Source organism: Paraburkholderia sp. J7, assembly GCF_905220155.1.
Lineage (GTDB): Bacteria > Pseudomonadota > Gammaproteobacteria > Burkholderiales > Burkholderiaceae > Paraburkholderia.
In genome coordinates, this window is the sequence record NZ_CAJMYZ010000015.1 from 73015 (window position 1) to 97856 (window position 24842).

Here is a 24842-nt window from a genome sequence, read left to right on the forward strand (position 1 = left end):
TGTGCTTGTCGCCGGCCGATTGCTTCGTGCAAGCCAGACGCCGGTTCCTCTAGATGGTGCAACTTACGGTGCGGAGAACATGATGAGCAAACTTGCAGGCAAGGTCGCGGTTGTCACGGGTGCGTCGAAAGGCATCGGCGCCGCTATTGCCAAGGCCCTCGCGGCCGAAGGCGCTTCGGTGGTCGTGAACTACGCGAGCAGCAAGGCGGGCGCGGATACGGTCGTCGCCGCGATTACGGCGGCCGGAGGCCGGGCGGTTGCCGTTGGCGGCGACGTCTCGAAGGCGGCGGACGCGCAAGGCATCATCGGCGCGGCCGTCGAAACCTATGGCAGGCTCGACATCCTCGTCAACAACTCGGGCGTCTACGAGTTCGCGCCGATCGAAGAGTTCACGGAGGCGCAATACCGCAGGCAGTTCGACACGAACGTGCTCGGCGTGCTGCTCACCACGCAGGCGGCCGTGAAGCATCTGGGCGAAGGCGCGAGCATCATCAACGTGAGTTCCGTCGTCACGACGCTCACGCCGCCGACCACGGCTGTCTATAGCGGCACGAAGGGCGCCGTCGATGCGATCACCGGCGTGCTCGCACGCGAACTGGGACCGCGCAAGATCCGCGTGAATGCGATCAATCCCGGCGTGATCGAGACCGAAGGCGCCCATACGGCAGGCGTCATCGGCTCGGAATTCGAAAGCCTTGCGGTCAGCCAGACGCCGCTCGGGCGCGTGGGGCAGCCCGACGATATCGCCACGGCCGTGGTGTTCCTCGCATCGGACGATGCCAAGTGGTTGACGGGCGAACATATCGTCGCCAGCGGGGGTATGCGCTAAGGCATTTTGGTGGGACTGGCAGGCGGTAAAAATCGCGTGCGTGGTAATCTCCCGAAAATCGGTCGTACCGCCCTCGCTGCGGCACGACCGGCAACATTTCAGAAAAGGGAGTTTGGCCAAGCCGTTTCATGCGAGTTTCCGACCTTATCGACAGTCGTACGATCTTGCGCAGCCGGCGGCGTTGGCTGTATTTCGCCGTGTTCTGGCTGGGCGCTATCGCTACGGGGCTCGTTGCGGTCATGTACGCACGGCTCATCGACTTCGGTTACTCGCTCTTCTTGCAGATGACCTCGCATTACCGGTGGCTGCCGCTTCTCGTCACGCCGGCAATCTCCGCGTTCTGTGTCTGGGCCACGCGCCGCTGGTTTGCGGGTTCGGAGGGCAGCGGCATCCCGCAGGTCATCGCTACGTTGCACGACGTGCGCAAATTCGGCCCGCGCCTGCTCACGCTGCGCATCCTGGTCGGCAAGATCTTCCTGTCGTTCCTCGCCATTCTCGGCGGCTTCACGATTGGGCGCGAAGGCCCGACCATCCACGTGGGCGCCGCGCTCATGTACAACCTGCGACGTTTTTATCCGGCGCGTCTGCGCAGCATGTACGGCGTCGGCCTCGAATACAAGCTTGCGCTAGCGGGCGCGGCCGCGGGCCTTTCCGCCGCGTTCAATGCGCCGCTTGCGGGCGTGGTCTTCGCGATCGAGGAACTCACGCGCAGCTTCGAGGCGCGAACGAGCGGCGTGATCATCACGGCAATCATCTTCGCGGGTGTCGTCTCGCTCGCGCTGCAAGGCAACTATGTGTATTTCGGCACGATCGCCATCGCCGGCCATTTGCCCGATCTGCTCGCCGTCGCCGTCATTCTCGTTGGCGTGATTACGGGCGTTGCGGGCGGCGTGTTCTGCTGGCTGCTGCTCAACACCGAACGATGGATGCCCACCCGCTTGCTCGCCCTCCGAAAGGAACAGCCCGTGGCGTTCGGCGCGGTATGCGGTTTGTTCATCGCCGTGCTCGGCGTGGCGAGCGGCGGCAATCTGTTCGGCAGCGGCTACGCGGAAGCGCGCAGCATGCTCGAAGGCCACTCGCAGATCAGCGTGGCTTATCCCGTGCTGAAAATGGCCTCGATGGTGGGCTCGTATTTGCCGGGCACGCCGGGCGGCCTCTTTGCGCCGTCGCTCGCGATCGGCGCGGGCATCGGCAACGTGCTGCACATGCTGTTCGGGCAAATGCAGTTGCCGATGCTGATCGCACTCGGCATGGTTGGCTATCTTGCCGCCGTCACGCAGAGCCCGATCACGGCATTCGTCATCGTCATCGAAATGATCGACGGCCATGCGCTCGTGATCTCGCTGATGGCAACGGCGCTCGTTTCGAGCCAGGTTTCCAGGCTATTCGCGCCGCCGCTTTACGAAGCCCTGGCGCAACGCTTCCTCAAGCAGTGATGTGCGCCAACTCGCGCTGAGCGGCGCACGCCGTTACCAGCGCAGCAGCCGCGGCCCGAGCCATGCGCCAATGCAGGCGGGCAGCAACATGCCGATCACATACCAGACGCTCCAGAACGCCGGGCTCATCTCCGGACAATGGAGACAATACGCGATGGTTGCGAGCGCGCTCGCAAAAAGCCCGGCCGCCGCGCCCGCCACGCGCAGGCGGGTGGGCGCGAGACCGCGCACGGCCCAGAACACGGCCACGAACGTGGGCACCGAAAGCAGCACGATATTGAACGGGCACGTGCGCCAAGTGTGGCCGAGCACGAGCGGCACGCGCTGCGCAGGCGCCGCGTCGCCGAGCGCGAGCCACGCTCCCGCCAGCACGGCGACGAATGGCAGCGCCACCAGCGCCCACGCATAGCCGCCGCGCTGACCCGGCCGCCCGAGGCGGCTCACCACGAGCGCGGCAGCGGCCGCGACACACAACGGGAACGCGAGCTTCGCCCAGAAGATCGGCGTGTGCATGACACTCATGAGATCGCGCCGCACGCCGAACACCACACTCATCAGCACGACCGAGCCTGCGAAACCGAGCAGCAGCGCCTTTGCGAAGCGGCGCAGCGCGGCCTTGCGGTCCACACGCGTATCGCCTGCGGCAAGCAGATTGATCAGATCGTCGGTTTTCATCGCGCTCCCCTGATGCGCGCGGCAAGCGCCTTCAGACCGCGATGAATCCCCACCTTGACCGCCGATTCGGAAAGCCCTGTGAGCTTCGCCGTTTCCACGACCGAAAGCCCTTCGAGCTTCACGTGGACAATCGGCAGGCGCTGTTTGTCGGGCAACTGGTCGAGCAGTTTGCCGATATCGCGGCGCGCCTGCGCGGGTTCGTCGTCAGGCGCGGCGAAGAGATCGGTGTGATCTTCGAGCGGATCGTTGAGCATGTCGCGGCGTGCGCGCGAGCGGAAAAAGTCCATGAGCTTGTAGCGGGCGATCGCGTGCACCCAGGCCGTGAGCGGTTCGTCAGGGCGCCATGTATGGCGTGCGTTGTGAACCGCAAGCAGGATCTCCTGCACGAGGTCCTCGACGTCGTCGCGCAACTGCGGAATGCGCCTGCGCAGGTAGCCACGCAAATGGCGCGTGAGTTCCTCGAGGAAGTCGCGATACGCTTGCGCGTCGCCTTCCAGGCCGCGGACAAAAAGCGCTTTGAGACGGGTTTCCGCTGAGTGCAAAGGTCGTCCTGGATTGTCGCGACGAAAAGTTGGCGGGCTTGCGGGCATGGCGCTAGCCCGGTCTTGCGACGGCGAACTTTCAAAATGATTACGAACGCTGCCGCACTCGCGCCCGCTCGCGTGAGCGTAGCCGAACGCCTCGCGCGCCGCAACGCCATGCGGGCCGAGGGCGGGCGCGCCGGGCGCCGCCCCCTCCGTCATCGTCCCCCATGTGCTGATCAAGCCCACCTTGGCTTCTCCCCGTGGCGCGAGCGCGTGCGCCCGTTGCGGGTAATTCGTTCGCCGCCCCGGCCCGGTTACAGCCGCAGCGATATATTTCCGGCCGCACCCGGTCGAGCGATTTTTTCTCGGCGCGCTGTAACCGGCGCGCGCGCCGCGGCGAATTCACTGTCAACTCTGTGCTCACAAGGAATCGCCATGCACACGTCGATCGGTGAAACGCCCGCACTCGAAGCACGCATTCGCCGGCCACGCGCGATCCAGCCGCTCTGGCTACGCGTCTCGCATTGGCTCAACGCGCTCGCGGCACTCGTCATGATGTTCTCCGGCTGGCGCATCTACGATGCGTCGCCCGTGTTTGCGGGATTCGTCATTCCCACGTCGATCACGCTAGGCGGCTGGCTCGGCGGCGCGTTGCAATGGCATTTCGCGGCGATGTGGCTGCTGTTTTTCAACGGGCTCTTCTATCTCGGCATGAATCTCGCCACCGGCCGCTGGCGCACGAAGTTCTTCCCGCTGAGCGCGCGCGCCGTATTGCACGATCTGCGCGCCGCGTTCTCGGGCCGGCTTTCTCACGCTGACCTGAGCCAGTACAACGCGGTGCAGAAACTCGCCTACCTCGTCGCGATCGCCGATCTCATCGTTCTCGTGCTTTCGGGCCTTGCGATCTGGAAGTCGGTGCAGTTTCCGCTGCTGCGCGAATTGATGGGAGGTTACGACCGCGCGCGCGTGGTGCACTTTTGCGCGATGGCGTTGCTCGCGGCGTTCGTGCTCGTTCACGTAACGATGGTCGCACTCGTGCCGCGCTCGTTGCTCACCATGCTGCGCGGACGCTGAACGCGCTGCCTGCAGCAACGAGAGCGCAACTCTATCAGTTGATCAGGATTCCAGATGAAAACGCCAGACCACAAGATTATCGAACTCGACCGCGCAGCGATTCTCGCCGATGCACGGCGCGAACTCGACATGCCGTCACGGCGCCTGTTCGGCAAGCGCATGCTCACGCTCGGCGGTCTTTCGCTGCTGACTGGCTGCACGATCACCGACGACGCCTCGGTCAACACATTCCTCACCGCCGTCTCCCGGCTCAACGACCGCGTGCAGGGGTGGCTGTTCGACCCTACCCGGCTCGCGCCCACGTACACCGAAGCCCAGATCACGCGGCCGTTCCCGTTCAATGCGTTTTATAGCGAAAGCGAGGCGCCCATTGTCGATGGCGGCGACTACCGGCTCAAGATCAGCGGGCTCGTCAAGGGCCAGCGCGTCTGGACGCTGCCCGAGTTGTATGCGCTGCCGCACGCCGAACAGATCACGCGGCATATCTGCGTTGAAGGCTGGAGCGCAATAGGCCGTTGGGGCGGCACGCCGTTCGCCGATTTCCTGCGGCGCGTCGACGCCGATCTCACCGCGAAATACGTGGGCTTTCGTTGCGCCGACAGCTACTACGAAAGCATCGACATGCCGACGGCGCTGCATCCGCAAACCTTGCTCACGTTCGACTACGACGGCGAGCGGCTGCCCGCGAAATACGGCTACCCGATGAAGCTGCGCATGCCAACGAAGCTTGGCTACAAGAACCCCAAGCACATCGTCGAAATTTTCGTCACGAACACCTATCCAGGCGGCTACTGGGTCGACCAGGGCTACAACTGGTTCGGCGGTTCGTGACATCTTCCTGCCGCCGCTCGCGCGACGGTTCCGCTTCACTTCCGCCCGAAAACGGGCAACGGCTTTTTCCACCCAGCAAGGAGCAACGCAAATGAACACGATCCGTTTCGCAGCCATCGCCATCTCGGCCGCCCTGTTGAGCATGAGTGCAGGCGCATTCGCACAGGCAAGCGGCGCGATGTCGAACGACGCCATGTCGCAAGACTCGATGCACAAGGACACCATGGGCAAAGGCGCCATGTCAAAGGACACAATGGGCAAGGGCGATGCGATGAGCAAAGATAAAATGAGCAAGCCCATGAAGAACGACGCCATGGGCATGGATCATCCGGCGTCGGGCGCCATGGCGCATTGAAACCTCGCATTGCGCCCTGGCAGTGCGCTCCCGGCGTGGCCCGCGCCAGGAGCGCAACGCGCGCGTGGCCATTGTGCGCTCGCGATATATGATCTCAGTGGGGGCCGCCGAGGTGGGGCCGCCCAGGTGGGGCCACCCACCCCGCGCCGGGAGCACGTCATGGGAAGCGAATGGCAACACCGCTTGAAACTGTTTATCCAGCGCTTCTGGCAGCCAACCAGCGCCTGCATGACCTGCATGCCGGGGAGCTGGGGCAACATCATGAGCCTTGCCCATTGGACCATCGCATTCAAGACGGGGCTCTTCACCGGCGCGCTGGCCGTGCTGCTCACCTTCACGCCGGCGACGAAGTGGTACGCGAATCGCTATGGCAACGCGCTGCTGGTTGGCTGCCTGACCGTGCTAGGCGACGCCTACGCTCACACGAGTCACTATCGGGTTCATGTTCTGGAACACATCGCGACGGGAATCGTGTCCGGCCTGTTTGCGCTTGCGGCCTCCTGGCTGTTCGACGACCGGGCGCACCGCATACGAACGCTGTGGGCGCGCTTGACCGGGTAATTCAGCCGCAGGCATGGCAGGCGCATACGCTTGCGGCCACCACCGCATCCCTAGGCCTTAGGTCCGATTGACTGGGCATCCACACGTGGCACCCTTCGACAGAGCCATTCTTCGGCTCATAACAGGGGAACCCGATGCGCGCCTGCCGATATGTGGTCCTTTGCGCTTTGCCATTCCTGATCGTTGGCTGCAACACGCCGCCGATCCCGCCGGGTAAGGCGGTTGATATCCCGACCGCACTCGAGCAGGTTCTCACGGGCCTGTGTAATTTCAAGAAAGAACAAGCCGACCGGAAGCAGGATATGGGCGTCACCATCGACACGGTCACCGTGGAACTCGACCTGACCGTTGACGGGGCAAGGAATCCTCCCGTAGCGGTCGCGCCGGATGTCCAGTTCATTCCCACGGTGAGCTACGGGGGGATCGTCACGGCGACCCGGGGCAGCCGGCTTACGCTTACCCTGAAAAACACCGGCAGCCACGGCGGCTGCGACATGACACCGGCGAAGTAGCGACGATTCTCGCGCGCCGCTACCGGGCGCCCGAGCGGCGCCGAAAAGCCGCCTCCAGAGGTCTATAGGACTATCGGCCCATATCCAGCCCATGCGGTTGTGACATGATGGGAACGAGCGGAGCACCCGGCCCTGGCGCCATGCGTATTGTTCATACGTTGCTGATCATCCTGGCTTTCGGGATGAGTTTTGCCGGCCGAGAGGCAGATTGCCTCGCGGCTCAGGGAACGCCTGTCCAAGCCGTTGCATCACAAGCCGCGACAGCAGCGCCAGCCAGCGCGCCATCGCCGCCTACGCCTACGCCACCTGCTGCCGCCGCAAGCCGCCACCTCAACCTCGCGAACCAGCCCAGGTTCGGCGATTTCGACGCCATGCTCGACCGCCGGCTGATCCGCGTGCTGGTGCCGTACAGCAGGACACTCTATTTCAACGAACTCGGTCATGAGCGCGGGCTGACCGCCGGGCTCATGCGCGACTTCGAGGGCTACCTGAACAAGAAGTATCGGAGCAGCCTCGGCAAACGCCCGTTGACGCTCGTGATCATCCCCACGACGCGCGAGCAGCTTATTCCGGGTCTCCTCGCCGGCAAGGGCGACATCGCCGCAGGCAATCTGACCGCCACGGAATCGAGGCTCAAGCAGGTCGACTTCGTCGCGCCGCGAGACCGCACGCCGGTTCGCGAGTTGGTCGTCACCGGTCCCAAGTCGCCCGCGCTCGCCAAACTCGACGACTTGAGCGGCAAGACCGTGCATGTGCGCCCGAGCAGCAGCTACTTCGAGAGCCTCACCGCCCTGAACGCGCGCTTCAAAAAAGAAGGCAAGCTGCCAATGAAGCTGGTGAAGCTGCCCGACGCGCTCGAGGACGAGGACGCCATGGAGATGCTCAACGTCGGGCTGGTCCAGATTCTCGTGGTCGACGACTGGAAGGCGAAATTCTGGGCGCAGGTGCTGCCAGGTATCGTGGTGCACGAGGACATGGCCGTGCGCGATGCCGGCTATATCGGCTGGGCGATTCGCAAGCAGAGCCCCAAACTCCAGCAGGCCATCGACGACTTCTACGTGAGCTACGTGAAAAAGCAGAGCGTGGCGGAAGTGCGGCTGAAGCAGGAACTGCAGCGCGTCAAGCAGATCACCAGCAATACGGAGGAGGCGGAACTGAAGCGTTTCACGCAAACGGTCGGCCTCTTCCAAAAGTACGGTTCGCAATATCACTTCGATCCATTGATGCTTGCCGCGCAGGGCTTCCAGGAATCGCAGCTCGACCAGAGTGCCCGCAGTCACGTTGGCGCGATCGGCATCATGCAGCTCATGCCGGCAACCGGCAAGGAACTGGCCGTCGGCGACATCCGTGTGACGGAATCGAACATCCATGCCGGTGCGAAATACCTGGACCTCCTGATGTCCCGCTACTTCCCCGACGCGCATTTTTCCGACTCGGACCGCGCCCTCTTCGCCTTCGCGAGCTACAACGCGGGTCCGGCGAGGATCGCGAAGATGCGCAAGGAAGCGGCCGCTCGAGGACTCTCTCCCGACAAGTGGTTCAACAACGTCGAGATCGTGGTTGGCGAGAAGGTCGGGATCGAGACGACCACTTACGTGCGCAACATCTACAAGTACTACGCCGCCTACCGGCTCGTTCAAGAAGCGCAGGCACAGCGCGAGCGCGCCATCGGGCAGATGCGCAAGCAGGGTTGAGGCATGGCTACGCCTCAAGCGTCCAGTTGCGCGAGATGAATCCCGCAACCTGATCCAACGCGTAGCGCGCGCTCGCCAGCTCATGGGTAGAGCGCTGGAACACGTGGTGCAGTCCTTCGTAGACTTCCAGCTGCACCGTGGTGCCCTGCTCCGCCGCAGCCTCCGCATAACGCCGTGCGTCGTCGAGCAGGAGTTCGTCCGTGCCGACCTGGAGCGCGATGGGCGGCAGGTGCACGGCAATGGCATGCAGCGGCGACGCGCGCCCATCCGCGGGATCGGCGGCGCCGAGATACGCCGCGGCGGCATTGGCGAGCACGGGGCGCGTCAAGACCGGGTCGTGGGTCGTTTCGCTGTGGAACGACGGCCCCGTGAACGCAAGATCGACCCACGGCGAGAAAGCGGCCACACTCGCGATGTTCACTGCCGGCCGCTCCGCTACGCCCAGAACCGCGAGCGCCAGTCCACCGCCTGCAGAATCGCCGATCAGGGCGACCTCGCGTATGCCGCTGTTCGCCAGCCATCGCAGCGCGGCCAGGACGGCGTCGTGCGCCGCGGGAAACGGATGCTCTGGCGCGAGCGGATAGTCGAGAACAAAAGTATCAACGCCGGCGCGCGCTGCGATCTGACTCGCAAAGCCGCGATAGCCCGTTGCCGACCCGAGCACGAAAGCGCCGCCGTGCAGGAACAGGATCGCGCGGTGGGCAGGCGCGCTGCGTGGCCGAATCCACCACCCCTTGACATCCGCATTCTCGATGCTTTCCAGGCTCGCGCCCTCCGCCACCGGCGTGTGCGCGGTCATGGCGTCGTACGCCTCGCGCATCGTTCCGTTGAATTCTTCAAAGTGGCGTTGCATGCGCGCGATCGCGGCCCTCGCGGCGTCGCGGTCGTCATCGCTCAAGCTGTGCCGCATTTCGATCAGGTTTGCGCGTTCTCCGATGCTCATCATGGCTCCTTCGTTGCGTGAATGCGTTCTCGATGGGCATGACGATATCGATTCCGATCGAGACATAGAAGAAGGTCAATTGGAATAGAATCCATTCCAATCAGGAAGTTTTGGGGAAGAAGAGATGGATCGGCTCGACGCGCTCAAACTGTTCATCCGCATCGTCGAAAGCGGGAGTTTCGCGGCGGCGGCGCGCGACATCGGCGTGGGCCAGCCGGCAGTCAGCAAGCAGATCGCCTCGCTAGAGCGCCATCTCGGCGCGCAACTGGTCAGGCGCACGTCGCGCAGCATGACGCTGACCGAAACCGGGCAGTCGGTCTATGAAGCGGGCTTGCGCATCATTGGCGACTTCAGCGAACTGGAGTCTTCGGTCGGGCGTGGCCAGATGTCGCCGAGCGGGCTGATTCGCGTGACCGTGCCGCCCGTTTTTGGCCGGCTGTATGTCGTGCCGTGCCTGCCGGTGTTTTTCTCCCGATATCCGCAGGTGCAGGTGGACCTTTCCGCAACGGAGCGAAACGTCAATCTCGTCGAGGAAGGCTTCGACCTTTCGATCAAAAGCGGACCGCTCGCCGACTCCTCGATGATTTCGAGGCATCTGGCGTCGAGTCCGGTGGTTGTCGTCGCGACGCCCGAATACCTCGACAAGCATGGGCGGCCCGAGTGGCCGCAAGATATCGAGCGGCATACGTGTGTCGTTTTCGCGCCCATGCGCGAGCCGCGAGCATGGCGCTTCGGGAACGTCGAAGGACCAGGCCTGTATGTTCCGTCGGGTAATTTCCGCACTGGCGACGCGGAACAGATCCGCGCCGCTGTGCTGGCCCATATGGGGTTGGTGCAGGCGCCGGCGTGGCTCTTCGCAGCGGAGATGGCGAGCGGCGCCGTCGTCAGTGTGCTGGAGGATTTCGCGCCGCCGCCGCTGCCCGTGCACGGCCTGCACCCCTCAGGCAGGCGGCTGCCGACCAAGACCCGCGTGTTTCTCGACTTCGTTGCCGAAACACTCGCGGCTGATCCGCGCCCGGCTTTTGTGCCGGTCTGATGGTTTGCCGCGCATGCGCGGAACGGCACTTGCTGGAACGAGTGAGTCACTCATTCAGGAGAGCCAAAATGCCCGAGAAGAAAACGATAGAGCGCGCGCGCGCAGACAAGCGCGCGGGCAAATCCGCAAGCACCCAGGCCGGCGAGTTTGTGAAAGAGGAATTCGAGCGCGTGCGCGCGGGCAAACATGGCGTGCGCTCCGCGAAGCAGGCCGTGGCGATCGGCCTTTCCAAGGCGCGCCGCGCCGGGGTCGACCTGAAGCCGCCGCCGAAGGGCCAGGCCAGCGAAGCAACGCGCAAGAAGGCCGCGCAGGATCTCGCGGCAGGCCGCGGCGAGAAAAAGACCCGCGACAGCACGGAATCGAAGGCCAAACATTCGCGCACGGCGACGGAAGTGCTCAAGCGCGAGAGCCGGGCCGGGGCATCGCCACAGGCCGCGTCGAAGCAGGCGAAGACCGGTGCGGCGCGCCGCCCTGCCGCAAGCCGATCGGCGGCTGCGAAGAAGGCTGCGCAGACCAAGGGCGCAGCGGGCCGTTCCGCCGCGGCAAAAAAGGCGGCGAAAACACGCGCCGGACGAGCACAGCACACACGCCACTAGCGCGACGCCAACACGGCTCAGGCGGCGAGGCGAACCTTGCCGCCGGGCACCGCTCGCACGCGGGGTTATGAGACTATGTGGCTCATCGTCCCCCACACGCAGGCTGCAAACCGCCGATGTCCTCTTCCACGCCTCTGCTCGAAAACATCCTGCGCGACGTCCCCCGTCGTTATCGCTTGCCGCAAGAAACCGCGGCTTCAGAGCAGCAGTCTGGAAGCGCCAATCCGGCCACGGCAGTCGCACTCGTCATTGAAAAGGCACGTGAGGCCCTGGTGCATGGCAGCGCGCCAGGCGCGACGCTGCAGCAGCGCTTTATCGACGCACTCGCGGCCATGATCACCGAAGCCATGCACGCCGATTCCGGCGACCGCGCATTCCAGGCGCTGGTTCTGCGGCACCGCGCCCCCCAGGTGCGCGAGTTTGCGTCGCTTTCGGCACAGGCCGACCAGGACCGCAGACAGATCCATGCCGCTGTCAACGCGATCGCGCATCCGGCCAAGCAGCAGCGTGCCCCGCAACCCTGGCAGCGCGAAGCACTCGCGCAGTTGCATGCGTCCGCGTCTTCTGCGCACCATGAGGCGAATTACGCCGGGCTTCACGATACGGTGCGAGCCCTCCTCGCCGTGCCCGAGCTTGAAGCGAAAGACGCGGATTTCGAGCACGCACTGGCTGATCTGCTGGACAGCGCGGCACTCGCGCGCCTGTGCCGGCTCGAAGCCCTGGCACCCGACCCACTCGTCCAGCAGTACGTATCATTGCTCGATGCGTACGGTCCACGGCCGGGTACGCCGGCAGCCGTCGCGCAAGGCCGTGCATCGCAGCAGCGCGGCGCTGCTGTCGAAGCGCTGGCCGTACAGGCGCTCGAAGCACTGGCTCAATGGCTCAACGCAGCGCAGGAGGACCCGCAGGCGTACCGTGTCGTGAGTTCGATGCGCGTTCCGTCTTCGATACCGGGCAAGCACGAGCGCGCAAAAACCGAATGGGACGTGGTTCTCCTGGAGAGGCCCCATGCGCAGGCCCTCGATGCAGAACCGGTATGGCACGTGCGTCTGCTCGTCGAAGCGAAGGCATCTGTTGAGTCCGCGACGACAGACCTGCCGCGGCTCATGCGCGGTTTGCGACTACTCGCTCACGCCGAGGAGAACGTCGTGTATACGTTCGAGACGCAGCAGGGCCCTGTGCAGTTGGACGGCGTATCGCTACGCGCGCTTGGCACCGAAGAGTCCGGCTTGATGAAAGCCATTCTTTACTGCTGCGATGCGCCTGCCGAAAACGCCCCGCGAATGCTCAATGCCGCGAGCCGCATGCAGCTTCTCTCCACGCAGGCGAGCGTTGAATTCGCCAGTGCCCTGTGGGACGGGCGAGATGCAGATCCGCAAATACTGGATGCTGTCTGGCATGAACTGACGCAATCCCCGCGCTGGCATGCCGTGCTTCACCAATACGCGACGCTGCGCCTCGTGCGCGAATTGATGGTGCACCCCGAAGACATGATGGCAACGATTCGCGACACGGCAGGGTGTCCGCAATACGCGACGAACGACCGGCCTTGTTGAGCGCACGCCCATTGCGTTCGCATTCGATTCACACGGCGCGCGCAGAGTCGCAGTAGTAGCGGATATTTAGGCGTACCAGCAGAAATAGTCAATTGACGCATTGCCGAGATGAACAACTAAGCAAATCAGAATTCGTTGGTTTGCCTGAAATCGTTGCAGATCGACAATCACCCGGCATCGTCAATTCACTTACCTACCCTGCTCGTTGCCGAGCCTGCGAACATGAAGGCGTTCTCCTCGAATATCCGTCGGCACTCCACCGGCACCCTCCTGCTTGCCGCGTGCGCTGCCGCCGTCCTGATTCTCCAGAGCGGCTGCAAGCCGCATGAAGAGCAGGCGCAAAGCGCGGCCGCGCCGCAAAGCCAGGCGTCGGCGCAGCAGGAAATCACCTATTTCAAGTATCCCGACAATCCCGCGTTCGACCTCGTCTATCTCGCCGACAAGCTCGGCTATTTCGACCACACGAGCACGCGGCCCAAATATGTCGGCAAGATTTCCGCGCCGCAGATCATTCCGCTCGTAGGCACCGGCGATATCGATTTCGGCACGCGCATGGTGCCGCTCGTGATCTCCGCCATTGCCAGCGGCGCCGATATCAAGGTCATTTCCGCAGGCGGCGAGACGCTGCCGGACGCGCCGCACATGAAGTATTTCGTGCGCAAGGATTCGGGCATTCTCGGGCCGAAGGACTTTGAAGGGAAAACGGTGGCGTTCAACAGCTTCGGCGCGTGCGCGGAGTTCGTCACCAAGAAGTATCTGGCGCAGCACGGCGTGGATGTCTCGAAGGTCAACTGGCTCGTCGTGCCCGACAATCAGTCCGAGCAGGCGCTCGTCACGAAGAACGTGGACGTCGCGATCATTCATCCGCCCTTTTCCGGCTCGGCCGAAGCCGATCCGCAGCTGCACAAGCTGTGGAGCGACTGGGATGAGGACCACGGTCTTGGCGGCATGGCGCCCTATAGCGTAAACGGCGCGTTCGCGCGCGCCCACCCGCAGGCGGTGCGCGACTTCGTCACGGCCATCGCGAAGGCGGGCAACTGGGTCAACGCGCATCCCGACGAAGCGCGCAAGCTCACGGCCGAGCGGCTTGGCATCGACGTCCGGCTCGTTGAGCGCTATGCGTACGTGCAGAATCTCGTGATCACCGAGCCGCCTATCCAGTACTACATCGACATTCTCGAACAGGCCGGCAAGATTCCGAAGGGCAAGGTCAACGTCAAGGATGTCTACACGAACGACTTCAATCCGTTCGTGAAGCACGAGGCGCAAGCCAGCGTGACGGCTTTGCCGAACGGAACACGCTCGTGAGCACGGCAACTGCACTACGCGAGAAGATCGTCGCGCGCGACCTCTCGCTCACGTATACCCACGCGCAAACGGACACGCACCATACGGTGCTCAAGCGTTTCGATCTCGCCGTGCGCGAAGGCGAATTCATTTCGCTGCTGGGCCCAAGCGGGTGCGGCAAGTCGACGTTCCTGAACGTGCTCGCGGGCCTCACGCCGCCCACCTCGGGCGACATTCGCGTGGACGGCGACCCCGTGAGCGCCGTGCGGCAAAAACTCGGCTTCGTGTTTCAGGGCTATGCGCTCTTTCCGTGGCGCACCGTGCGCAGGAACGTGGAGGCCGGGCTCGAAATTCGCGGCATGAAGCGCGCCGAGCGACGCAGCGAGGCCGAGCGCTTTTTGCGCCTCGTGGGCCTGCTGGAATTTGCGGATCACTATCCGCACCAGCTTTCCGGCGGCATGCGCCAGCGCGTGGCCATCGCGCGCGCGCTCGCTTACGGCCCCGAGATTTTGCTCATGGACGAACCGTTCGGCGCACTCGACGCGCAAACGCGCGAATTGCTTCAGCAGGAATTGCTGGCGATCTGGGAGCAAAGCGCGACAACGGTCGTATTCGTCACGCACAGCATCGACGAAGCGATCTTTCTCTCCGATCGCATCGCCATACTCGGCCGTGGCCCCGGCCGCGTGAAAGAGATCATCGAGGTCGATCTGCCGCGCCCGCGCGACGCCGCGCTGCGCCACTCGCCAGCATTCGTCGCGTTGCGGCAGCGCGCATGGGAAAGCCTCAGCACAGAGCTCGACGCAAAGCCGCAACCCCACGCACTACCGGAAGCTCACCATGTCTAACGCGATGTCCGATTCGATGTCCGACGCCGGCGCGGTCCGCGAATCGCCCGTGCTGGTGCCCGTGCCACGCGGCGCACGGCGCGGGCGCGTTCGCTCGTCCATCGTGCACCTTTCCGTGGGTGTCGAGCGCTCCATTGCGCTCGTTGCCTTCCTGCTGTTATGGGAGCTGCTGCCGCGGCTTGGCGTAGTCAATGCGGCTTACCTGAGCCCGCCTTCGCAGGTCGCGCTCGCCATCGCGCGGCTGTTCGAAAACGGCGATGCGTGGACGCATATCGGCGCAAGCGCCGTGCGCTCCATTAGCGGTTTGCTGCTCGCCGTGGCCGGCGGCATTGTGTGCGGCTTCCTGCTGGGATGGTTCCGGCGCGTCGAGCGCATTGTCGACCCCGTCTTTCAACTGCTGCGGCAAGTGTCGGCCTTCGCGCTCTTTCCCGTATTCATGCTGTTTCTCGGCATTGGCGAATCGTCGAAGATCGCCATTGTCGTGTGGGCCGCGTTCTGGCCGGTCCTGCTCAATACCATTGCGGGCGTGAAGCAGGTCGAGCGCGTGCTGATCGACTGCGCGCGCTCGATGGGCGCTTCGCAACGCTTCATCGCGACGAAGGTGGTGCTGCCTGCCGCGCTGCCACAGATCCTCACGGGCGTGCGCCTCGCGGGCGCGTACAGCATTACCGCGCTGGTGGCGGCGGAGATGATCGGCGCGCGTTCGGGGCTCGGCTTCTATACGCTCAATTCGCAGGAGACGTTTCAGATTCCCGACATGTACGCGGGCATCGTGCTGCTCGCCATCTTTGGACTGCTGATCAATCAGAGTCTGTCGATACTGGAACGGCAACTGCTGCGCTGGCGCGTCGGGCTCGCGCAGAATGGCTAGGCACGCACCGCTCGCCGCCACGCCAGTTCCGCGGCGCTTGCGCTGGCCCGCCACCACGTTGGCGGCTGCGCTCACCTTGCTCGCGCTGCTCGCGTGGGCGCTGAAGAACGATTTTCCACGCAGCCTGCTCGACAACGAGCGCCCGTTTGCCGCTGCGGCAGCGCGCGGCGTGCTGATCGTGGCGGTGCCGCCGCGACCCGCGCCTACACTTTACGTCGGCCGAGTCGACCGCACAGTGCGCGCGCCCGATCCGTTCGCGGCCGCGCTTGCTTCCGACCTCGCCCGCCGCGTGGGCCTGCCCGTGCAATTCGTGCTGACCGAACCGGCCGCCGCGCGCGCCGCCGTGCAGTCGGGCAACGCCGATGCCGCCATCGTAGGCTTAAGCTTCTCGCCCGACGCGCAGGTGGCATTCGCACCGTCTTCGTACACGAGCGGACTTGGCATGGCACTCGTTCTGAACCACGGCAATGTGCGGGCATGGCGCGACCTGCGCGGCCGCGCGATTTGCGCGCCGCAAGGCAATCCGTATGCCGCGCGCGCGGCGCGTGAGTACCACGCAACTGTGCACGGCTTCGACCGGCCACTCGATGCCCTGCTGGCATTCCAGGCAGGCGACTGCGCCGCACTGGTCGACGACGAGTTCGTCATCGAAGCGCTGCTCAAACAGGCAGACTGGTCCTACTACCGCCCGCTGCCCGGAACGATTGCCGCGCAGGCGGCGTTCATCGCGACGCGCGCGGGCGATGCGGCAAGCGCTGTCTTTATCGGCGACACAGTAGCGCAATGGCGCCGTAGCCGCTGGCTCGCGACCGTGCGCAAGGATCAGGCAATCAGCCTCGCGTTCGACATGTTCAATGCGGAAAACGACTTGTATTGCCACTAGCCGTCGCCATCCGTCACTAGCCGTGCCAAATTGCGCGTGCAGTTGAACGGGACCCGCTTCAGAATCCGCGCCTCAGGTTACGGTCGCGCATCGGGTCCGGCGTCTTTTGCGTGAGCCGCAAGATGCCCTGATTGTCGAAGTAGAAGTGAAACATCATGTAGTCGATGTTGTTCTCGACGTAGCGGTAGGACCAGACTTCCCGCTGCATGCGCGAAAAGTATGCCGTCTCCGCGGGCCGGCCGAAATTGATCAGGACATCGTCGCGGGTCCACTCGTTGACTCTCGCGCGATTGAATTCGCTCTCCTGCATGACCTGGCGCACGCTCACGACCTTGCCGTTCGTGTCGATGTCGGCAACGGTGTTCGTCGTGCCCATCGGCTGGGTCGGCCACATGAGCCGTTTGCCGCCGTCCGGCAGGTTATAGGTTTCGCGCGGCGGCCCAAGACGCGCGATCAACGCGGACTGGTCGGTGCCGGGCTCGATGCTTTGCCACGGCTGGGCGCAGCCGGTCACGAGCGCCATCACGGCGGCAAGCCACGCGCGCTTCACGATGTTGGACAGCGTCCCCATTCACGCACCCCTGAGCCACGCGCCTGGCGGGCAACACGTGCAGATCATGCCGGGCGCGGCAGATGCGGACAATCGGACCATGGTCCTACCGCCAAGCCACCCGTGGTGGTGGCGGGCAAGCGTTGCGCACGCGTTTTCCCGTTGAAAACGAAGCGCCAAAGTGTATGCTTTGCTCTGATGTTCGGGCTCCAGAATACCGGGGGCGCGCCCGCACGAGCGCGCGCGTCCCGTCCGTGGCTCGTTCCCTAACGTTCCCTACCCCCGGGGTGCGGAATGATCAAGCGCATCACGCTGATTGCGGCTTCGGTCGCCCTTGGGTGCCTCGCCACCCTCGGCCCCGTTTTCACGAGTCTTTACGTCGCCAACAAGGACGTCCAGCGGCGCGACCGTGACGAACTCAGTGAGTTCGCCAACAAGGCGGTCATGCGCACGGACCTCGTCACGTACCAGGCTTTCGCCGCCCTTTCCGACCTGGACCGGGAACCGGGTGCGCCTTGTTCGCCGTCCAACCTCGAACAGGCCGCGCGCGTCATCTACAACTACCGGTATGTTCAGGATGCCGGCACCTACGCCGAAGGGCGCTATCTCTGTTCTCCACTGCTTGGCGACGTGCGCAACAAGGATCTCACGCTGCCGCCGCCCGACTATCGCAGCAACGACGGCTACCTGGTGTGGTTCCTGCAGAAGAGCCCGCTAAGCGAGGCCCGCAAGGACATTCAGATCGGCCGCAACGGCCACTACGTCTCCATCGACCCGGGCTCCTATGTCGATCTGATCGATCCGGCGAGACGCCCCATCGCCGTGGTCCAGATTACGACGGGCAAGCTGCTCGCCGTCTCGGCCGGCGCAGATCCGGACGACATGCTCGAAGCGTGGAAACATGGCGGCGACGTGAAGAGCGACGACTGGAATTACGCGGTCGCGCAGTCGTCGACGCGCCCGCTCGGGGTCGTGGTGAAGTCGCCGCGCAGCAGCGTTGCGGGCGACTGGCCCAAACTGCTCGCGGCGTGGCTGACCATCGGCGTGTTCGCGGGCGCAGCGCTCGGCTGGCTCGCCTACAAGCGCGTTACGCGGCAGCTCTCGTTTCCCGCAACGCTGTCCTGGGCCATTTCACGGCGCAAGATCGACGTGGTTTTCCAGCCCATCGTGAGGCTCGCCGACAACCAGTGCGCCGGCGCCGAAGCGCTGGTGCGCTGGACGCTGAACGGTCGCGCCATCTCGCCCGACGTCTTCGTGCGCGTGGCCGAAGACAATCACCTCATTCAGCCTTTGACCGATCTCGTGCTCGAAAAGACCATCGCGCAGCTCGGCAAATTGCTGGCCGCCAATCCGTCGTTTTATGTCTCGATCAATGTGAGCAGCGAGGATCTGCAAAGCCTGCGCTTTCTGAACCTCGTTACCGCATCGCTCAGAGGTACAGGCATCGCGCCCGCCCAAATCCGCATCGAGGCGACCGAGCGCAGCTTCATGAACGCGGAAGCCACGCGCAGTGTCATTGCGGCGTTCCGGGCCGCCGGTCATCCCATCTATATCGACGACTTCGGCACCGGCTATTCGAGCCTCGCGTATCTGCAGACCTTCGAGATCGACGTGCTGAAGATCGACAAGTCGTTCGTCGATACGATCGTCCAGGATACCGCTTCTAGCGTGGTCGCGCCGCACATCATTTCGATGGCCCACGAGTTGGGCCTGCAAATCGTCGCCGAGGGCGTGGAAACGGGGGCGCAGGTGACGTGGCTGCGCAACAAGGGGGTTCAGTACGGCCAGGGCTGGTATTACGCGAAAGCGATGTCCGCCGGCGATCTCGCGAAATGGCTGGGCAAGCATCGCGTGCCGCGCGAGGCGAACAGCATGCCGGCGATTTAAACAAAGCAGAGCGCGGCTTAATTCGCAAACCTGAATACCGAAACGGCCTGCTGCAACTGCGCCGCCTGATCGGCCATCGAGCTTGCGGCAGCGGCCGCCTGCTCGACCAGCGCCGCGTTTTGCTGCGTGACCTGGTCCATTTGCGCCACCGCCCGGTTGACCTGCTCGATGCCCGTGCTTTGCTCGCCCGAGGCGGCGACGATTTCGCCCATGATGTCCGTGACGCGCTGCACCGCCTCCGTTACCTCCACCATCGTCGAGCCCGCGCGCTGCGCCAGCGTTGCGCCGTTTGCAACGCCCGCCGTCGAGGCTTCGATCAGCTCCTTGATCTCGCGCGCCGAAGCCGCGCTGCGCTGCGCGAGCGCGCGCACCTCGCCCGCCACGACCGCGAAGCCGCGCCCCTGCTCGCCGGCGCGCGCCGATTCGACGGCGGCGTTGAGCGCAAGAATGTTGGTCTGGAAGGCGATTTTCTCGATCGTCGCGATGATATCGGTCATGCGCGTCGCGTCCTGCGCCACCTCGCCCATCGTCCTCGCCACTTCGCTCACCAGTTCGCTGCCGCGCGCCGCAACCTCCGAAGCGCCGCGCGCAAGCCCGCCCACCTGTCTCGCGTTCTCGGCATTCTGGCGCACGGTCGAGGTTAGCTGCTCCATGCTCGTCGCGGTTTCGCCGAGCGACGCCGCCTGCTCTTCGGTGCGTTGCGAGAGATCTGTGTTGCCTTGCGAGATTTCGCGGGCAGCAAGAAGGATGGAACCGCTCGAGTCATGAATGTTGGCGACAATGCCAGTCAGTTGCACACGCATCTCGCCCAGCGCGTGCAACAGACTGCTCGAATCGCCGGGTCGCATTGCTACGGATACCGAAAGATCTCCGGCTGCAATACGGCCTGCAATTTCCATGGCGTAAGCCGGCTCGCCGCCCAGTTGGCGTGAAAGCCGCCGCGAAATCAGCCAGGCCAGCAGCGCGCCGGTCGCGACCGCCCCGAGCAGAATCGCAATGACGAGCGCGCGCATATGCTGGAATTGCGCTGTGGCTGCGGTCTGCGCGTTTTTCGCCTCGCGTTGCAGCGAATCGATCAGCGCGGCCACGCTGTCGCCCAACGCAACGCTCGCCGCAATCGCGCGGCGCACGAGTTCGGCGTTGTCCACGCCTGCGGGCACGGGCGCGAAGCCGATCTGCTGATGCACGATCGCTTCCCATGCCGAGGTTTTCCTGAGCACGTCGTCATACAGGGCGCGGTCGCCAGCCGACACGCCAGCACCGGCGTAGCGATCGAGCGACTCATGCATGCGCTTGAGCTGCGCGACGATGTCTTCCTTCAGATGGTTGCGCCCCGCTTCATCGGCGTAGCCCAGATTCGCCGCGTCGAGGTCAGTGCTCAACTTGCTGCGCGCCGCTTCCTCCAGCCAGAACTGGCCGCTCATGTGCCGGTTGCAGATTTCATCGGCAATATCATGCATCGACGCCAGCGACGAGACGCCGGCCACGCCCACGGCCACCGCAAATACGATCACAACGGCGAATGCTGTCAGCAGCTTTTTGAACACCGTCATGCGATCGAGCCACTTCATGGCTGTCCCCTTATTCGATTCCCTGTTATGTGGCTCACAGCGAGACCCTGCCTCGACGCGAGCGCGGCAAGCTTGACTCATCCCCCACACCAAGGGTAGGAGGCGAACCGATATAGGGAGAATCAGCCAGCGCTTCTGGCGTCGTCCGCTCACTTCTGCTAACGAGCCCGATGCGCTTCGCTTTCAGGTGGACAAGACAACGATGACGCGATACCGGAGACTCAATCGCTGCCCCGTACACGGCGCAACGCGGGAATGTCCGAAAGACGCATGCCAGCGGGCAAAAGCGGATGCTTCGCCTGCCCCACGCGCTGCGCGCGGTAGATGCCCGTGTGGCCGGAAAACAGATAAGCCACCACGCAGGCCAGCGCCGCATACACGCCAATGTCGGCGCCAAACAGCTCGATTGCCATGACCGTCGAAGCGATCGGCGTGTTGGCGGCGCCAGCGAACACGGCAACGAAACCAAGGCCCGCGAGCACCGGCATCGGCAAGGCCAGCACATGCCCCAACGCATTGCCGAGCGTCGCGCCGATATAGAACAGCGGCGTGACTTCGCCGCCTTTGAAGCCCGATGCCAGCGTCACGACGGTGAAGCCGAACTTGCCCGCGAAGTCGTAGACGGGCAACGGATGATTGAACGCTTCGACAATAGTCGGAATGCCCAGGCCGAGATACTGCGGCACGTTCAGCGCGGTAGCGGCAAGCGCCACGACGATGCCGCCCACGAACGGACGCGCCGGCGCGTAAGCAATCTTGCGCTTGATGAACGCCGAGAGCGCGTGCGTGGAGTCGGCGAACAGCATGCCCACTACGCCGAATGCGATGCCCGCGAGAATGGCCGAGCCAAGTCCGAGCGGCGTGACATGCGGGACGAACGCAATGCTATAGACCGTGTGATGGATGCCCCAGGCGCGGCACACCTGGTCCGCGACCAGCGACGACGCCACGCAGGTCAGCAGCGCGTCGTAACGCAGGCGCCCGATTGCGAGCACTTCCAGCCCGAAGATCGCGCCGGCCAGCGGCGTGCCGAACACCGACGAAAAGCCCGCTGCAATGCCGCCCATCAGCAGAATGCGGCGCTCCTCGCGGTCGAGGCCGAAAACGTGCGTCACCCGGTCGGCGAGCGCGCCGCCCATCTGCACGGCCGTGCCTTCGCGTCCGGCCGAGCCGCCGAACAGATGCGTGACCACGGTGGCGACGAGCACGAGCGGGGCCATCCGCTTGGGCACGATTCTTTGCGGGTCGTGGATTTCGTCGATCAGCAGGTTGTTCCCGCCTTCCACCGGCTTGCCGACACGGTGATAGACCCAGCCGGTCGCGAAGCCGGCAACGGGCAGCAGCCAGAGCAGCCAGGCATGGGCGACGCGGATGTCGGTTGCGCGATCGAGCGCATAGAGGAACAAGGCGGAGGCGCTGCCCGCCAGCGCGCCAAGCACGGACGAGAGCAGCAGCCAGCGCGCGAGGTACGGAACCATCGCGAACTGCTCGATAGACTTCAGGGATTTCATTGCGGTCCAGGTTTGCGTTTGCTTGCACGGTTGCAAATCACCTGGGCGACAGGGGGGCGTCGCGTGGACGGCCTACGACCTCCTGCACCCAGGAACTCGTAGGCATCATCAGCGCTGCGGGAACGCAGGGCGGTTACGGGAGGAATGCCATCTCCGAAAGCCCCGTGATTTTATGCGACAACATAAGACGCTGCAACAGGATCGTCGCCGCGCTCGCGAACCTGCGGGCCTCAGTTTTGAGCCTGCTGTGCGCCGGCCGGGACGAGCTTGAGCGTATGAACGGCGGTACCCGGCAGGAACGGCGCCGCGCCGCCATGCACCCATGTGTCATGTCCCGCGAGAAAATACGGCGACAGGGGATTGCCCGACTGCCCGCCCGGCATCTCGAAGATCCCGTCTTGCTCGCGCCCCGGCGACACCGCGAAACGCTCGGACGCGCCAAACGCCGGCGACTGCACGCGCGGCATGTTGTAGTCGCCCGGCAACGGGTCATGCGGTGCGCTGAGCCAGCCACGAACCCACGGCAGCCACTCCGGCACCATGCGCGCGAACGGATGCGCAATTGCCGCGCGGTTGCGCTCGCCCCAGCGTGCGTCTTCGAGCTTCGTGCCATTCGTGCCATTCGCACCATGCGGCAAGCTAGCGATCGTATGGTCGATACGGTCCAGCATGAACGCGCGCCAATCCGCGAAGGCTCCTGGTATCCAGGCGCGATCGTCGGCGAGTGTCTCCATCGTCGCTTCGTAACGCGAGTTCGCCGCGCGATAGCTGAGGTCCGGCGCAATCGCGGCCAACTGTTTGTCCAGTACACCGAACCATGCCTGGTAGAGCGAGTCGTAGAACGCGCGCACGAGCCGGTAGCCGACGGCATCCACATCGGCGCGGCCGTCCCACGCCTGGACCAGCCGCTGGAATTCGGCGCGTTTGGGATGACCGTCGAGTGCGCGCGCATCGAGCGCGTCCAGCGCGACACGTCGCCAGTACTCGATCCAGAACGCACGATCGTCGGTCTGCACCGCGAGCAGGTCGCGCTCGCTCGCATGCGGCAGCGCGAACAGGTCGTTGCGAATCTGCGTGGCGCGCGCGCCGAGATCCGTGCCGGCGTCGCCGATGCGCGCCACGTCCTCCAGCGGCACCGTACGGTTGTTCGCGGTCCAGATGCGCCCGGCCGGCGGATCGACGCGCACCGGATACGCATCGGGCGAGCGATACCCTTGCCAGCCGGCATACGTTTCGGAGCGGTACGGCAAGCTCGCGAGCGCCGCCGCGCCGCCGTCGGCATCCGCGAAGCGCGGCAGCGGCCCGGCAAGCGTCCAGCCGATATGGCCTTGCGCGTCGGCCACCATGAAATTCTGCGTCGGCAAGCCAAAGGTCTGCGCGGCGCGCAATGCGTCGGCGACGTTCGTGGCGCCTTCGAGCTGCATGAAGTTCATGTTGGTCGCCTGTGGATCCTGCGCGACCCAATGCAATGCATAGGCGTGCTCGCCGACAACGAGTTGCGGCCCCCAGCGCGTTTGCACGACCGGCAGATCGACGCTCGCGCCGCCGTTCACATCGAGGCGCTCGTGGATCAGCCGCGCCTTGTCCCATCCGCCGCCCGGCACCCGGTAGCGCAAGGGATCGGCAGGATCGCGCTGAAGTTCGACCAGATCGACGAAGCGCGCATAGCTGTTCGTAAAGCCCCACGCGATGTGGCCGTTGCTGCCGGCCACGACGGACGGCGTACCCGGCAGGCTGACGCCCGTGATACGCCGCTCGGCGCCATCGGGTGCGGGATACACGAGCGAGAGGCGGTACCAGACGTTCGGCAGCGCCAGGCCCAGGTGCATGTCGCTCGCGAGCAGCGCGCCGCCGTGCGCGCCATGCGCGGCGTCGACCGCAAAACCGTTGCTGCCGACCATCGAATCGACCGCGTTCTCGCCGCCGACGAGACCAGGCACGCTGCTGAGAAGCGAAGTGGCGTCGGGATCGAGATCGGCGGCGGACCGCGTTGCCGGAAGCCACGATGGAGGCGCGGCGGGCAGCGCCGCCGGCGGTTGCGGCAATGCGCGCTGCCCGTCGAGCGGGGCATCCCAATGGCTCGTTTCAGGCAGCAGGAACGCAAGCAGGTCGGCGGGCACGCGCTCGCGCAGCGCCGCGCGCGAGAGCACGCGCCTCACCTGGTCGTACTGAAGATCGAAATACATCGCGTAGACGGTGAGCACCGTGTCCTCGGGACGCCACGGCGCCGGTTGCGTGCGCAACAGCCAGTATTCGAACGGCCGCGCGCGAAGCGAGCGCAGGCCGTCGTTGACGCCCGCCGTATAGCGTTCGATCAGTTCCCGCTGGTCAGCGGAGAGCGCGGCGAGCGCTGCCTGGGCGTGCTCGCGAAAGCGCAAGGGCCGGTCGCGGCGATCCAGAGGCAACGCCGCCGGTCCGATGAGCGCCGCCATCTCGCCAGCGGCGACCCGGCGCAGCAAATCCATCTGGAAGAAACGATCCTGTGCGTGAAGGAAGCCGCTCGCATACGCGAGGTCGCCGCGCGTGTTGCCCTGTATCGTCGGCACGCCCAGCGCGTCGCGCTCGATCGTCACGGGCGCGGAGAGCGGCGCGGCACGCGTGCCGTCCAGTTGCGGCAAGCTGCCGCGCAATGTCAGCCAGCCCGCCAGAACCCCGGCAACCAGAACGATGACGACAGTACACAACACAATCAGCGGCCACGCGCGGCGGCGCTTTTGCGGAGAAAGGCTCGAACGGGTCATGGCGGCGCATGCGGGTCGTTTTGATTAGCGCCTCCGGGCGCTGCGACCGGATCGGCCGGCCGTCTTACGAC

The 24842-nt window shown here is 64.7% G+C and carries 23 protein-coding genes and 1 riboswitch; of the genes, 16 read left to right on the forward strand and 7 right to left on the reverse strand.

The features are described from left to right. Window positions 1-82: 82 nt before the first annotated feature. Both U5A58_RS23870 and U5A58_RS23875 read left to right on the forward strand, forming a co-directional pair. A complete protein-coding gene (locus U5A58_RS23870; RefSeq protein WP_321913345.1) occupies window positions 83-829 on the forward strand; it encodes a glucose 1-dehydrogenase in 747 nt (248 codons plus the stop codon). A 128-nt stretch (window positions 830-957) separates the two neighbouring features. Next, window positions 958-2265, forward strand: coding sequence for a chloride channel protein (locus U5A58_RS23875; protein ID WP_321963292.1), 1308 nt, complete (start codon window positions 958-960; stop codon window positions 2263-2265). Window positions 2266-2298: 33 nt separating this feature from the next. On the opposite strand, the gene U5A58_RS23880 is transcribed toward U5A58_RS23875, so the two are convergent. Continuing rightward, window positions 2299-2940, reverse strand: coding sequence for a DUF1109 domain-containing protein (locus U5A58_RS23880; RefSeq protein WP_321913343.1), 642 nt, complete (start codon window positions 2938-2940; stop codon window positions 2299-2301). After that, window positions 2937-3482: a sigma-70 family RNA polymerase sigma factor gene (locus tag U5A58_RS23885; RefSeq protein WP_321913342.1), complete on the reverse strand. Its 546-nt coding sequence runs from the start codon at window positions 3480-3482 to the stop codon at window positions 2937-2939. The genes U5A58_RS23880 and U5A58_RS23885 overlap by 4 nt, the downstream gene beginning before the upstream one ends. A 417-nt stretch (window positions 3483-3899) precedes the next feature. On the opposite strand from U5A58_RS23885, the gene U5A58_RS23890 reads away from it, so the two are divergent. From U5A58_RS23890 to U5A58_RS23915, 6 genes are all read left to right on the forward strand, one after another. After that, on the forward strand, window positions 3900-4538 hold the full coding sequence (locus U5A58_RS23890) for a cytochrome b/b6 domain-containing protein (protein WP_321963293.1): 639 nt from the start codon (window positions 3900-3902) through the stop codon (window positions 4536-4538). Window positions 4539-4592: 54 nt separating this feature from the next. After that, complete coding sequence (locus tag U5A58_RS23895) at window positions 4593-5369, forward strand: molybdopterin-dependent oxidoreductase (protein ID WP_321963294.1); 777 nt, start codon at window positions 4593-4595, stop codon at window positions 5367-5369. Between the two features lie 91 nt (window positions 5370-5460). Further along, window positions 5461-5724 (forward strand): pentapeptide MXKDX repeat protein, encoded by a 264-nt coding sequence (locus tag U5A58_RS23900; protein WP_321913339.1) that lies wholly within the window; start codon window positions 5461-5463, stop codon window positions 5722-5724. 159 nt (window positions 5725-5883) lie between these two features. Beyond that, the gene (locus U5A58_RS23905) at window positions 5884-6285 is read left to right on the forward strand and encodes a hypothetical protein (RefSeq protein ID WP_321963295.1); all 402 of its coding nucleotides are present in this window, start codon (window positions 5884-5886) and stop codon (window positions 6283-6285) included. A gap of 134 nt (window positions 6286-6419) precedes the next feature. Next, window positions 6420-6797: a hypothetical protein gene (locus U5A58_RS23910; RefSeq protein WP_321913337.1), complete on the forward strand. Its 378-nt coding sequence runs from the start codon at window positions 6420-6422 to the stop codon at window positions 6795-6797. Between the two features lie 140 nt (window positions 6798-6937). Further along, complete coding sequence (locus tag U5A58_RS23915) at window positions 6938-8491, forward strand: transglycosylase SLT domain-containing protein (protein WP_321963296.1); 1554 nt, start codon at window positions 6938-6940, stop codon at window positions 8489-8491. Between the two features lie 7 nt (window positions 8492-8498). On the opposite strand, the gene U5A58_RS23920 is transcribed toward U5A58_RS23915, so the two are convergent. Next, window positions 8499-9437 (reverse strand): alpha/beta hydrolase, encoded by a 939-nt coding sequence (locus U5A58_RS23920; RefSeq protein WP_321963297.1) that lies wholly within the window; start codon window positions 9435-9437, stop codon window positions 8499-8501. 121 nt (window positions 9438-9558) lie between these two features. On the opposite strand from U5A58_RS23920, the gene U5A58_RS23925 reads away from it, so the two are divergent. The 7 genes from U5A58_RS23925 (at window position 9559) to U5A58_RS23955 (ending at window position 16511) form a co-directional block, all read left to right on the forward strand. Then, entirely contained in the window at window positions 9559-10470 is a 912-nt protein-coding gene (locus U5A58_RS23925) for a LysR family transcriptional regulator (protein WP_321963298.1), read from the forward strand. 68 nt (window positions 10471-10538) lie between these two features. After that, window positions 10539-11066, forward strand: coding sequence for a DUF6496 domain-containing protein (locus tag U5A58_RS23930; protein WP_321963299.1), 528 nt, complete (start codon window positions 10539-10541; stop codon window positions 11064-11066). Between the two features lie 116 nt (window positions 11067-11182). Then, window positions 11183-12622: a 3-deoxy-D-arabino-heptulosonate 7-phosphate synthase gene (locus tag U5A58_RS23935; RefSeq protein WP_321963300.1), complete on the forward strand. Its 1440-nt coding sequence runs from the start codon at window positions 11183-11185 to the stop codon at window positions 12620-12622. Window positions 12623-12844: 222 nt separating this feature from the next. Further along, window positions 12845-13930 (forward strand): ABC transporter substrate-binding protein, encoded by a 1086-nt coding sequence (locus U5A58_RS23940; RefSeq protein ID WP_321963301.1) that lies wholly within the window; start codon window positions 12845-12847, stop codon window positions 13928-13930. Next, a complete protein-coding gene (locus U5A58_RS23945) occupies window positions 13927-14757 on the forward strand; it encodes an ABC transporter ATP-binding protein (protein WP_415774284.1) in 831 nt (276 codons plus the stop codon). The genes U5A58_RS23940 and U5A58_RS23945 overlap by 4 nt, the downstream gene beginning before the upstream one ends. Next, the gene (locus tag U5A58_RS23950; RefSeq protein WP_321963302.1) at window positions 14750-15628 is read left to right on the forward strand and encodes an ABC transporter permease; all 879 of its coding nucleotides are present in this window, start codon (window positions 14750-14752) and stop codon (window positions 15626-15628) included. Before U5A58_RS23945 ends, U5A58_RS23950 begins: the two co-directional genes overlap by 8 nt. Beyond that, window positions 15621-16511 (forward strand): transporter substrate-binding domain-containing protein, encoded by an 891-nt coding sequence (locus U5A58_RS23955; RefSeq protein WP_321963303.1) that lies wholly within the window; start codon window positions 15621-15623, stop codon window positions 16509-16511. The genes U5A58_RS23950 and U5A58_RS23955 overlap by 8 nt, the downstream gene beginning before the upstream one ends. Window positions 16512-16569: 58 nt before the next feature. Here the strand turns inward: U5A58_RS23955 and U5A58_RS23960 are convergent, their stop codons facing one another. Then, window positions 16570-17082 (reverse strand): hypothetical protein, encoded by a 513-nt coding sequence (locus tag U5A58_RS23960; RefSeq protein WP_321963304.1) that lies wholly within the window; start codon window positions 17080-17082, stop codon window positions 16570-16572. A 273-nt stretch (window positions 17083-17355) separates the two neighbouring features. Between U5A58_RS23960 and U5A58_RS23965 the strand changes: the two genes are divergently transcribed. After that, window positions 17356-18948: an EAL domain-containing protein gene (locus U5A58_RS23965; RefSeq protein ID WP_321963305.1), complete on the forward strand. Its 1593-nt coding sequence runs from the start codon at window positions 17356-17358 to the stop codon at window positions 18946-18948. 17 nt (window positions 18949-18965) lie between these two features. Here the strand turns inward: U5A58_RS23965 and U5A58_RS23970 are convergent, their stop codons facing one another. The 3 genes from U5A58_RS23970 to U5A58_RS23980 all read right to left on the reverse strand — a co-directional run bounded on the left by U5A58_RS23970 (window position 18966) and on the right by U5A58_RS23980 (window position 24771). Continuing rightward, window positions 18966-20519 carry a methyl-accepting chemotaxis protein gene (locus U5A58_RS23970; protein ID WP_321963306.1) on the reverse strand — a complete coding sequence of 518 codons (1554 nt, stop codon included), beginning with the start codon at window positions 20517-20519 and terminating at the stop codon, window positions 18966-18968. A 221-nt stretch (window positions 20520-20740) separates the two neighbouring features. Further along, the gene (locus tag U5A58_RS23975) at window positions 20741-22030 is read right to left on the reverse strand and encodes a voltage-gated chloride channel family protein (RefSeq protein ID WP_321963307.1); all 1290 of its coding nucleotides are present in this window, start codon (window positions 22028-22030) and stop codon (window positions 20741-20743) included. A 92-nt stretch (window positions 22031-22122) separates the two neighbouring features. Further along, window positions 22123-22194, reverse strand: a riboswitch (Fluoride riboswitch). Between the two features lie 66 nt (window positions 22195-22260). Further along, entirely contained in the window at window positions 22261-24771 is a 2511-nt protein-coding gene (locus U5A58_RS23980; RefSeq protein ID WP_321963308.1) for a penicillin acylase family protein, read from the reverse strand. Window positions 24772-24842 lie beyond the last annotated feature (71 nt).

Coding starts and splice junctions, on each gene's coding strand:
- U5A58_RS23935 (WP_321963300.1), top strand. CDS start 11,183: ATGTCCTCTTCCACGCCTCTGCTCGAAAACATCCTGCGCGACGTCCCC.
- U5A58_RS23980 (WP_321963308.1), bottom strand. CDS start 24,771: ATGACCCGTTCGAGCCTTTCTCCGCAAAAGCGCCGCCGCGCGTGGCCG.
- U5A58_RS23955 (WP_321963303.1), top strand. CDS start 15,621: ATGGCTAGGCACGCACCGCTCGCCGCCACGCCAGTTCCGCGGCGCTTG.
- U5A58_RS23880 (WP_321913343.1), bottom strand. CDS start 2,940: ATGAAAACCGACGATCTGATCAATCTGCTTGCCGCAGGCGATACGCGT.
- U5A58_RS23895 (WP_321963294.1), top strand. CDS start 4,593: ATGAAAACGCCAGACCACAAGATTATCGAACTCGACCGCGCAGCGATT.
- U5A58_RS23960 (WP_321963304.1), bottom strand. CDS start 17,082: ATGGGGACGCTGTCCAACATCGTGAAGCGCGCGTGGCTTGCCGCCGTG.
- U5A58_RS23900 (WP_321913339.1), top strand. CDS start 5,461: ATGAACACGATCCGTTTCGCAGCCATCGCCATCTCGGCCGCCCTGTTG.
- U5A58_RS23950 (WP_321963302.1), top strand. CDS start 14,750: ATGTCTAACGCGATGTCCGATTCGATGTCCGACGCCGGCGCGGTCCGC.
- U5A58_RS23915 (WP_321963296.1), top strand. CDS start 6,938: ATGCGTATTGTTCATACGTTGCTGATCATCCTGGCTTTCGGGATGAGT.
- U5A58_RS23940 (WP_321963301.1), top strand. CDS start 12,845: ATGAAGGCGTTCTCCTCGAATATCCGTCGGCACTCCACCGGCACCCTC.
- U5A58_RS23910 (WP_321913337.1), top strand. CDS start 6,420: ATGCGCGCCTGCCGATATGTGGTCCTTTGCGCTTTGCCATTCCTGATC.
- U5A58_RS23965 (WP_321963305.1), top strand. CDS start 17,356: ATGATCAAGCGCATCACGCTGATTGCGGCTTCGGTCGCCCTTGGGTGC.
- U5A58_RS23975 (WP_321963307.1), bottom strand. CDS start 22,030: ATGAAATCCCTGAAGTCTATCGAGCAGTTCGCGATGGTTCCGTACCTC.
- U5A58_RS23870 (WP_321913345.1), top strand. CDS start 83: ATGAGCAAACTTGCAGGCAAGGTCGCGGTTGTCACGGGTGCGTCGAAA.
- U5A58_RS23925 (WP_321963298.1), top strand. CDS start 9,559: ATGGATCGGCTCGACGCGCTCAAACTGTTCATCCGCATCGTCGAAAGC.
- U5A58_RS23905 (WP_321963295.1), top strand. CDS start 5,884: ATGGGAAGCGAATGGCAACACCGCTTGAAACTGTTTATCCAGCGCTTC.
- U5A58_RS23890 (WP_321963293.1), top strand. CDS start 3,900: ATGCACACGTCGATCGGTGAAACGCCCGCACTCGAAGCACGCATTCGC.
- U5A58_RS23970 (WP_321963306.1), bottom strand. CDS start 20,519: ATGAAGTGGCTCGATCGCATGACGGTGTTCAAAAAGCTGCTGACAGCA.
- U5A58_RS23930 (WP_321963299.1), top strand. CDS start 10,539: ATGCCCGAGAAGAAAACGATAGAGCGCGCGCGCGCAGACAAGCGCGCG.
- U5A58_RS23875 (WP_321963292.1), top strand. CDS start 958: ATGCGAGTTTCCGACCTTATCGACAGTCGTACGATCTTGCGCAGCCGG.
- U5A58_RS23920 (WP_321963297.1), bottom strand. CDS start 9,437: ATGATGAGCATCGGAGAACGCGCAAACCTGATCGAAATGCGGCACAGC.